Origin of the sequence: Candidatus Nitrosarchaeum limnium BG20, from assembly GCF_000241145.1 — an archaeon.
Taxonomy (GTDB): Archaea; Thermoproteota; Nitrososphaeria; order Nitrososphaerales; family Nitrosopumilaceae; genus Nitrosarchaeum; species Nitrosarchaeum limnae.
Window position 1 is genome coordinate 1 of the sequence record NZ_AHJG01000228.1, and the last position, 8,083, is coordinate 8,083.

Genomic DNA, 8,083 nt, shown 5'->3' on the forward strand with positions numbered 1-8,083 from the left:
GGATTCTTCTGGTACTCCGTAAAGATTTTTTAAATTCTCAATTATTTCCTTGTCGTTTGCCTCTACTCTTTTTGCCATTCCAAGTATTGGAGTTCCAGTATAGTGAAACGCCATTGGAAAAAGTACATTGTACCCTTTCATTCTATAGAATCTTGCATGAACATCAGCTAGTGTGTATGTTCTACCATGTCCAATGTGTTGAGGAGAGTTTGGATACGGATATGCAACTGTTATGAATTTTTTTTCCTTATCTGAAGGATCTGTCTCAAAGTCTTTAGAGTCATTCCATCTCTTTCTCCACTTTGATTCTATCTCATTCCATCTTATTTCCATAGTATCATCCTGTAATCATTGATTTTGCTTTGGCTATTGCCTCGTTTATCTTAGATGTGTCTTTTCCTCCACCTTGGGCAAATTTTGCATCTCCTCCACCTGCTCCACCCAGTATTTCAGCCACAGATTTGGCAATATTTCCGGCATTTTTGCCCTTTGAGGCCTCATCACCTGCATATGCAATTACCCTAACTGTAGGTCCTGATTCGAAAATCCCAACATACACAGAATTTGGATTGTCCTTGACTAGTCTTTTGCCAAAGTTCATGTGGAAAAACTCGTCGTATTGTTTTGAATTTGTAAAGCATGATTTTATTTTATCTACATTAATCTCAATCTCATCTATTATTGCAGAACTTTTCTGTGCTGATACCTGCTCCAATAAAGATGGAATCTTTTCTTTAGCTCTTAGTTTTTCTTCCTCTCGCTGTTTGTCTTTGAGTTCTTTTTGTTTTTCTTCTTGCAATCTTTGCGCTTGCTCAATTTCTTGCTGCTTTACATATTCTCTAGCTGTTGGACCTGAGACAAATTCTAATCTTACCACACCATCTTGAATTCTTTTTGTCTTTGTTATTTTGATTAGCTCGACGTCTCTAGTTTTTTTGACATGTGTTCCACCACAAGCCTCTACATCAAAGTCTTCAATAGATACGATTCTTACAGATTTTACTGGAACGACACCGCCTTGGTAAATTTTAAATCCATACTTTTGCTCTGCAGTTCCCCTGTCATAGTTCTTAATTGATACTACCATATCTTTTGCAACAATCTCGTTTGCCTTTCTTTCAATGTCTGCTACTTGCTGATCAGTCAGTGATGAATGATGAGTGATATCCAGTCTTGCATGATCAGCTTCCTTGAATGCAGAGTGTTGCCATATCCAAGAACCCAGGACACTTCTTGATGAAGAGTTTAGAATATGTGTACTGGTATGGTTCTTTGTAATGTTTGCCCTTCTTGTTGCATCTACCTTACATGATACCGTGTCTCCTTCATTTGGAACTTGACCTTCTAGCTTGTGAACAATTACACCACCATCTTTGTTTACGTCAATTACTTTGGCGCCAGCTATTACCCCATGATCTGGTTCTTGACCTCCACCTCTTGCATAAAATGAAGTTTTATCCAATACTACTGAACTATCAAATACCTTGAGAACCTTTGCGTCAAACTCCATTGGGTCATCTTTGTAAAAGAGCATATCAGTCTCTGGAATGTTTTCTAGCGGTAGTGATTCTAGGGCTTTTTTCTTGTCTGACTGGTGCAAATCTGATAGTTTTGCATAAAATGAAGAGGGAATCTCAGAGATTACATTGATTTCTTTAAGGTATTCAGGCGTGATTCCATCTGATTCGTATAATGTGATTAGCTCATCTACTGTTGGTGCCCTACCCTTGTCTTTGAGGCGGCTTGCCATCTTTCCCATTCGAACTTTGGACTCGACATATCTTTCAGATTCTAGTTTGAGTATTGTCTTGACGTCATCTCTCTTCTCATCAAGTTCTGGATATGTGTCTCTAAGATAGTCAATGTGCATATCAACTAGTTCATCGATATCCAGCTTGAGATTCATTCTATCCATTGTTCCGTTAATTCTTCGCAGCATCATTCTTAGATTGTATCCACCGCCAACATTGCTTGGTAATGCACCGTCTGTAATTGCAAAGATTAGTGTACGGAGATGATCTGCAATTAGATACATTCCTTCTAGTGGCGTGATGATTCGATTAATTTGATCCTGTGATAACCCTGTGGCATTTACTGCATGTTTTCTTACATCAATTAGATCTTCATGAATCTCTAGATTCTTTGCAATTGCAGTAAAGTATTTTCTTAGCATCTCTGAATCTGAATCAATTCCAATTTTTTCAAAGAGATGATTTGTAATTGGACCAAAGCAGCAATCATACGCAGTTGGAGTACCCTTTGTAATCCACGCAAATCTTTCCAATCCTGCACCCATATCGATAATTTTTTGATCTAGTGTTGTATGATTACCAAGATCTCCTTGAAATTCAGTGAACACTGCATTGCCTAATTCTAATCCTCTGACAAAATATTCAAGCGATGATCCAAATGATCCACCACCTGCCCAAACGTCTTCTACAAATACCACTTCTTCTTTTTTAATTCCAAACTGTTCAGTTAGTAATCTAAAATCCAGATCAACGCATTCATCTTTCCAGTATCCTTGTGAATTTGGAATGCTGTGCTGTCCAATCATGCAAAAGCTAGAAAAGTGTCTGCCAGTTACTCCCACATTTTCTAAATCCTTGAATCGTAAACAAGTCTGCGGAACTATCAGTGGATTTGCTGGAAACTCAAATACAACTTTGGATCCCATTATTCTCTGAAAATCAACAATTGATGCTATTGTAAAGTACAAGTCATCTCGCCATCTGCAAACAACGGGATATCTAGAAACTGAGGTGTGGCCGTTTTTGACAAAAAAAGACTCTACTTCTTTCCAGGCCTGCGTATAGTCAAATCTCTTTTTGGTTGGCGGCTCACCGATAAACGAGTAGGTATCATCTGCATCGTCAGGGCACAAATCTCTTCCTGAATCCAAAGTCCAGAAAAATCTCTTGCACTTTAGGCACGATTTTCTGACAAATCCCTGCTCTTCAAATAATTTTACCTTGTAATATCTGTCTGAATCTGCAGAAAATTCCTTTAGAATTTCTTTTTTATCCAACGCAGAACTTGAATTATTCCGATATTAAGAATTGTCGATTAATCAAAGAAAAATTAGTTTTACAATTAAGATTTTTTTAGATTAATCCAAGTCATAATCTGCCATTTTTGGGATTTTTATGGTAAATGTAGTGGGATTATTTTTGACTGTTACACTTCCATTGTGCATCTCTACAATACTTTTAACACTTACTAGTCCCAACCCTGTTCCTTTTTGTTTTGTTGTAACTAATGGCTCGAACACTTTATCAATTGGATCTAGTTTTATTCCAGAACCTGAATCAATTACCTCAATTATTATCTCTGATTTTGTATTTAATAATTTGATATCTATTGTTCCGCCTCCTTCTTCAAGAACTTGAATTGCATTGTAAATCAAATTGATCAATACAACTTCCATCTTATGTTTATCCCCTGCCATGAATACTTCGTTTTCAGATATTGTGATTTTAACATTAGATGGAATCATCATTGTATCAAGTGATTCTTTTACAAGTTCAGTTAGATTAAACTTGGTAATATCCAATGGAGACTCATGAACATAATCTAGTACTTCTTCAGTCTGATGTGTGATTCTTTTAATTGCATTGTCTATGCGTTTTGTCTGATTTTCATTTAATAATTTTTTTAATTTTAGCATCTGGATCTCATTGCTAATTACTGATAGTGGATTTCTTATGTCATGTGATATTCTTGCAGATAGTTCTCCGACTGTAGTTAATCTCTCTGCCTGAACCAATTTTAGGGCTAGCTCTTTTTGATCAGTAATGTTATATCTGATTGCCACAAACTCGTAAATTTTTCCATTCTTATCTTTAAATGGTACTATCGTGGTTTTATTCCAAAATAGGCTTCCGTCTTTAGCTTTGTTGCATACTTCTCCACGCCAAATCGCCCCTCTTCTTAAATCATCCCACAACTGATCATAAAATTCCTGTGGATACATGTCAGCCCTTAAGATTTTTTGATGTTTTCCAATGAGTTCTTCTTTAGAGTACTTTGAGACTCTACAAAACTCGTCATTAACAAAAGTGATGTGTCCACTATTATCTAAAATACTGACAATTGCTGATTCGTCAATTGCTCGTCTCAAATTCTGTTGTAATGCAAGCTGTGCTTCAATATCTGTCGTCTTCTTTATGTGCTCCACCATGTATTCAAATGAATTAGATAGTTCACCGATTTCGTCTTTTGAATTTATTTTTGTTTTGACATTGAAATTTCCTTTGATTATCTCATGAGCTGCATCATTTAGTTTATTGATTGGAATGGTAAGTCCTGATGCAAAATAATACGATGTAACAAAAATTATCAATAACGCAACACTGATTATGGCAAATATCAAAAATTGAACTGTTACTATTTCATGAAATGCTTCACTTTTATCAATTTCAGTGATGTAACTCCAATCTGTATCTCCAACAGGTGAGATTGCACCAATTACAAAATGTCCTCCATAATTGTTGTACCCATTCAAATTGTATTTTATTTCTTTATTATTTACTAACTTGAAAATTTCTGTAAGTTGATTTGAATCTGGATTTTTAACGTGAAGTTTAAGCATAGGATCATCTAGTAATCCATACGATACTGCATTGATGTTGTATTTTGGCTCAGAGAGAAAATACCCCTGAGAGTTTACCAGATACGAATCAAGTGTGTGAAAATTATAATCATGATCAATCAATGCAGGCTTGGCAAAAAAATTTACTCTAGCTGTAAGTATTCCCTCTATTCCTGCTTCGCCCTTAATTGGTGTAGAGATAAAAAGTGTTGGAACACTATATTCATAAAAACCATGTTGATTGCGAATTGCTTTTGTTGATAAATGCACTTCACTCATAGAAGTTTCTCCTTTAACTGCATCCTGAAAATGTTTTTTGTCTTTAAATTTCTCATCAGGTGGAAATGTGTCTGTATAAAATATCGGCTCACCCGTTTTTGCATTGCTGATAATAAAATTCTCAAAATCCGAAAAATGTTCAATTGAAGATCCAAGTTTAGATTCTAATTCAAAACGATTTTGGAATCGTTCATTAATACTTGTTTTTGGGTCTGCTAGTTTTTTAGTTGATGAAATTACCACGTCGTCTTTTGCAATGACTATAGCATTGTTTTTTCGCTCATCTATCCATTTAACTAGATCATCTGAATTGGATTCTGAAATTGTAACTAGTTGATCTTTTAGGAAAGTTGTCTTTGACTCAACTCTGTCTACATACAAAATCACACTGATTACAATTAATGGAATCAAACTAACGGCCAAAACTAGCAAGAGTAACTTTTGTGAGTATCGCAAGTTAAGATTCATTTTTGAATCACGCTCACTGTGCCAGGATTGGCCCAATTCTCATTCCAGCCTTTATACAAATTATCTAAAAATTCATTCCATTGCTCTTCAGTTTTATAATCTGGAAAAGGATTTGGTTTGATTTGGTTTTCAGAACTAGATACAATTTTGAATTGCCCATCTGGTAGTATCTGGCCTATTCTTACAACTTTGGTTAGATGCTGATTTTGTGGATCAATTCCTACTGCTCCTTCTGGAGCATGAAATGTTAAGCCCTTTAGTTTTTCTCTGACTATGGATATGTCATCAGTTCCAGCCATTGCAACTGCCTTTGCATATAGGTATACTCCGACATATCCTGACTCCATAGGATCATCTACTACTCTATCCTCTCCGTATTTTTTCTTGAAATTTTTTACAAAATCATTATTGTATTTGTTATCTAAACTTTGAAAATAATTCCACGCTGCATAATCGCCTGCCATTTTTTCTGCACCAATTATTTTAATTTCATCTTCTGCAATGCTAAATGAAATAGTTGGAATTACTTTAGGTGTGATGCCTCTTTGTCTTAATTCATTGAAAAAACTACAATTACTATCACCATTTATAGTGTTTAAAATGACATCTGGTTTTGATTCTACAATCTTATCTACTACGTCTTTAAAATTTTCCTCTCCAAGTAATTTGTATTCTTCTCCAACTACAACTCCGCCTAATTCATGGACTTTTCCTTTAATGATCTCATTTACACTTCTTGGAAAGACATAATCAGATCCAACTAGGAAAAAACGCGGTCCTAGATTTTCATATGCCCAATCTATTGCAGGTAATACCTGTTGATTGGGTGATGCTCCTGTGTAAATTATGTTTGGAGATTTTTCCAATCCTTCGTATTGTATTGGATAAAACAACAAGTGATCATATTCCTCAAATACTGGCTTCATTGTTTTTCTGCTAGCAGATGTCCATCCCCCAAATACTACGCTGACTTTGTCTTCCACTATCAAATTTTTAGCTTCTAATGCAAAGATACTCCAATCAGATTTCCCATCTTTTAGAATCGGTACTACTTCTCTTCCTAAGATTCCCCCTCTGTCGTTGATTTCTTCTATTGCCATAAGTGTTGCATCAGCAACAGCTGTTTCACTTATTGCCATGGTCCCAGTAAGAGAATGGAGTATGCCCACCTTGATTGGGTTTTCTTTGTTCAAAATCATACTTGGTTTTTCAATTATCGTTTTTCTTTCACTTGATGAATAATTCAGATAGCCATTTTGAACACTCAAAAACACAAATCCTGTAATCAGAATAATTGAGAGCGCAATTACGGAAAGCAGTATGATGTTCATACTCATACTTGGTTTTTTTATATCTAAAAGAGTGTCTGTTTTAATTAAACTAAAAGCCCAAAATCGTGCCTATTATTACTCCAAAAATAAATCCAAATAACAAACCAAGAAGGACTTGTGCCCAGAGCTTTGTTTTAATTAATTGAGCAATGTATGGATGTGGATAATCAAAGGTTTTGATGCCCATACTATATTTGAAAAATCCATTCAATAAAAAAGCAAACCCACATTATCAACACCAAGATTAGAAAAATAATCAAAAAATCTTCAACTCTTCAAATCATATGATATAGATAGCAAGACTGTTTTTACTAAAATGATTTGAATCCTTTATTTCAGCTAAGCACACGAAGCTATGAAACTGAAATTCCAATAGTAACAAAGGCATTGCAAGAACTAGAAGCCGAATGCAAGGTAAAAGATGGATTTACTGTAGAAAAACCATTTGAGAAATTCGGTTGGACATTTTTTAATATTCAAATTAGCATGGAGATGACTGAAGTAATTGAAAGCTCTGGTATGATGAAAGGTGCGTTGGGATTCAAAATTGGCGAACAACTGACTAATTTTATTGGGCATTATCTAGAAACCAAAGGAAGCAATGTAAGAATCAAGAAAATTAATTACTGATCATATAATTGAATGAATTGTCTTATTCACAAGAATTTAACACAAAGTGTAAAAATTTCTTTTTGTTTTGATCATTTTCAGACCATTTGGAAATTACATCTATGCTTTTACTCAAATCATCTGAGAATTGTTCTGATATGCTTTGTTTTATCTCCACAAGTTCATTACGTAACTCTTCGTTATCTACTGAAGATGGACCGTTTTTGCAAAATATTGCAATTTGAATTTTAAACATTTGCTCTACAATATTTGCATCCTGATTGGCGTTTAATCGCTGTTCCAATAAGCTATTGATATCACTATTTTCTAAATTTGGAGATATTATGTGATATAACGAGTCTAAGTCATTTGATGTGACTAGAAGATTTTTCTTAAGTGTATCTTTATGAATGTATGATACATCACATGTTTCCACATCCGATCCTCTAAAGTCGTCGTCTTTACCCTCGACCTTGATTTCCAATATGTGTATATTTGTGCGTGTTACTATTTAATACTGTGTGAGAATCATACCATACGAACAATCCCAGGTTATGCGATATTGTTATTTTTGAAACTTGAGCCTACTTAATACATTTAATTTTAATTTCCATGATTTTCATAAATTCGAGGCTCTTGATGTATTAAAATCTCATGAGAAGTACCGTTTGGTGCTACGTTTGCACATGTGCAATGAGACAAATTATCCACTCGTCAACATTTGAAAATGTATCATAAAAGAATTCTTGCCTTATATGCAAGTTATCATCTACATGTGTGTGTTAAAAAAGTTCTTTGCAAAACT

General features: G+C 34.8%; 7 protein-coding genes. 1 reads left to right on the forward strand and 6 read right to left on the reverse strand.

Annotated features, from left to right (window positions below; translation table 11 throughout):
- From BG20_RS07985 to BG20_RS12430, 5 genes are all read right to left on the reverse strand, one after another.
- A partial coding sequence (locus tag BG20_RS07985) for a class I tRNA ligase family protein (protein WP_010193372.1) occupies positions 1-333 on the reverse strand: 333 nt, incomplete at its 3' end.
- 4 nt (positions 334-337) lie between these two features.
- Complete coding sequence (gene alaS / locus BG20_RS07990) at positions 338-3,028, reverse strand: alanine--tRNA ligase (RefSeq protein ID WP_010193374.1); 2,691 nt, start codon at positions 3,026-3,028, stop codon at positions 338-340.
- Positions 3,029-3,109: 81 nt separating this feature from the next.
- Complete coding sequence (locus BG20_RS11700; RefSeq protein ID WP_133936290.1) at positions 3,110-5,374, reverse strand: sensor histidine kinase; 2,265 nt, start codon at positions 5,372-5,374, stop codon at positions 3,110-3,112.
- Positions 5,335-6,669, reverse strand: a complete 1,335-nt coding sequence (gene urtA, locus BG20_RS08000; RefSeq protein WP_010193380.1) for an urea ABC transporter substrate-binding protein — start codon at positions 6,667-6,669, stop codon at positions 5,335-5,337. The genes BG20_RS11700 and urtA overlap by 40 nt, the downstream gene beginning before the upstream one ends.
- Positions 6,670-6,718: 49 nt before the next feature.
- A complete protein-coding gene (locus tag BG20_RS12430) occupies positions 6,719-6,856 on the reverse strand; it encodes a hypothetical protein (RefSeq protein ID WP_157999287.1) in 138 nt (45 codons plus the stop codon).
- A gap of 134 nt (positions 6,857-6,990) precedes the next feature.
- On the opposite strand from BG20_RS12430, the gene BG20_RS08005 reads away from it, so the two are divergent.
- On the forward strand, positions 6,991-7,299 hold the full coding sequence (locus BG20_RS08005; protein ID WP_010193383.1) for a hypothetical protein: 309 nt from the start codon (positions 6,991-6,993) through the stop codon (positions 7,297-7,299).
- A 22-nt stretch (positions 7,300-7,321) separates the two neighbouring features.
- Here the strand turns inward: BG20_RS08005 and BG20_RS08010 are convergent, their stop codons facing one another.
- On the reverse strand, positions 7,322-7,762 hold the full coding sequence (locus BG20_RS08010; protein ID WP_048097169.1) for a hypothetical protein: 441 nt from the start codon (positions 7,760-7,762) through the stop codon (positions 7,322-7,324).
- Positions 7,763-8,083 lie beyond the last annotated feature (321 nt).